3 protein-coding genes are annotated in these 1841 nt (G+C 60.3%); all 3 read left to right on the forward strand.

Annotation, left to right across the window (positions count from 1 at the left end; translation table 11 throughout):
• Positions 1-615, forward strand: a 615-nt coding sequence (locus ACQUQ1_RS22115) for an ABC transporter permease (protein ID WP_435066344.1), incomplete at its 5' end; no start/stop codon positions are given.
• A 109-nt stretch (positions 616-724) separates the two neighbouring features.
• Complete coding sequence (locus ACQUQ1_RS22120; protein ID WP_435066345.1) at positions 725-982, forward strand: hypothetical protein; 258 nt, start codon at positions 725-727, stop codon at positions 980-982.
• Position 983: 1 nt separating this feature from the next.
• Positions 984-1565, forward strand: coding sequence for a hypothetical protein (locus tag ACQUQ1_RS22125; protein ID WP_435066346.1), 582 nt, complete (start codon positions 984-986; stop codon positions 1563-1565).
• The last annotated feature ends 276 nt before the right edge of the window (positions 1566-1841 follow it).

Genomic DNA, 1841 nt, shown 5'->3' on the forward strand with positions numbered 1-1841 from the left:
CCGGACGCCTACTACCTCCCCGGCTACCTCGCCACCGTCGTGCTGTTCACGCCGCTGTCGCGGGTCGGCTCGGAGATCGCCCGCCACCGCGACGGCCACCGCTTCGAGAAGCTGGCGACGACGCCGCTGACGCGCGGGGAGTGGCTGTTCGCGCACACGCTGGTCAACGTCGGGGTGATCGGCCTCGCGTCGCTGCTCGTGTTCGCGCTCGTCACCCTCGTCACCGGCGCGCGCATCCCCGTCTCCGCGGACCTGCTCCTGCTCGTCCCGTTCGTCGTCCTCGGGGTCGTGCTCTTCTGCGGGGTCGGCTCGGTGCTCGGCCGGGTGTCGGACACCCAGGACGGCGTCATCGCCGCCTCGAACTCGGTCGCGCTGCCGCTGCTGTTCCTCTCGGACACGTTCGTCCCGCCGGACCTCCTGCCGGCGTGGTTCCTCCCGGCCGTGAACCTCTCGCCGCTGACGTACTTCTCGCGGGGGGTACGCGCGCTCACGTTCGCGGCGCCCGAGGGCGGCGGGCTTGCGGGGCTGAGCGCGGGCGCGAACCTCGCGATCCTGTCGGCGCTGGCGGTCGTCGCGTTCGGCGTCGGCGCGGTCGCGGTGCCGCGCGGGGAGTGAGCGGAGTGTGATTCAATCTCCTCTGGCAACTCTCTTTACCAGATCCATTTTACCGTTTGTAATATTATTTTACCACAAGATATTTATTATGCGCGAGATAGGATGAAATATGGGTGAAGAAACGAACCCACGAATCCATCGTCGAAGCGTTCTAAAATCGATACAGCTGGGGATCGCTGGAGGTGGTGCAGCGGCGCTGTTCTCCACAAACGGACAGGCACTGAGCGATGAGTCGCTCCTCAGCGAGCTCGAAGTCGATCCTGGCAGACCTACACCCCCCGGATACCAGCTTCGTCTCAAACTAAAGGCGCGCCGCTCGATGTTCCAGAATATGCGCGAGTCCGCCTCTCAGAACGGAGGTGCTTGAGATGGGATTCGGAACTAAATCTGTCTATCTTGGATCTGACACGACGATCAGTCAAATGAAGTATGGTGACAAGTATACAGAAATAAACGGAACTCTGGCTGAGCCGAATGCGTCCGCCGATTTCAGTACCTCTGAAAACGACATCTATACTGGTGTCGGGTGTGCTGGTGGCGCAGGGACCTGCACCGCGTGGGCGTACTTAGGACGAGCGATTCAGGTCGAAGATTCGAGTGGAGAGGAACTCGCAACGTTCACCGCGCGTGGCTATCTTCAGGGGTCGATGGAATACAATGAGGGAGCTATTTTCGAACAGGTGGAACTGATCGTCGAGGACGAGACCGACAACGAGCGCTACGACGAAACCATCTTCAAGAAGTCGGACTACAACGACGCTGGGATACAGTACTCCTACAACGATTCGCTGTTGGTCGAACTCGAAGCCGGCCACACGTACGGGGTACATATCAAGTCCACTTCTGAATTGTCCCATAGCTACGACATCGGAGCCGCCTCGGTAGTGGATTTCAATCCTCCTACCAACAACGGGTATGTCTCGGTTGACGAGGTGGATATCTCCTTCTAAATTAGCTCCACTAACCAGAGCGTAACCACCACCAGCGTGTACAGCAGTGCCACATACAGGACGACCCTGACTATCGCGGGTGGTTTGTTCATACTTTTCTTTCTGCTTTCATCGACTTAGTACGGCCGGAATCGATGGCAAATCGATCTCTCGGTGAGAACCGTCGCGCGCGCCGGACTACCGCACCGATACGGTGCCTGCGGTCCCGGGCCGCTCGGCGAGGTCCACCTCGACCGCGCGTTCGCCGGCCTCCCCCTCCCGGTGGACGGTCAGTTC

It is taken from the genome of Halobaculum sp. EA56 (genome assembly GCF_051195075.1).
Taxonomy (GTDB): Archaea; Halobacteriota; Halobacteria; order Halobacteriales; family Haloferacaceae; genus Halobaculum.

Bases quoted from the DNA above. Each gene is read 5' to 3' on its own strand.
- ACQUQ1_RS22125 (WP_435066346.1), top strand. From the start codon at position 984: ATGGGATTCGGAACTAAATCTGTCTATCTTGGATCTGACACGACGATC.
- ACQUQ1_RS22120 (WP_435066345.1), top strand. From the start codon at position 725: ATGGGTGAAGAAACGAACCCACGAATCCATCGTCGAAGCGTTCTAAAA.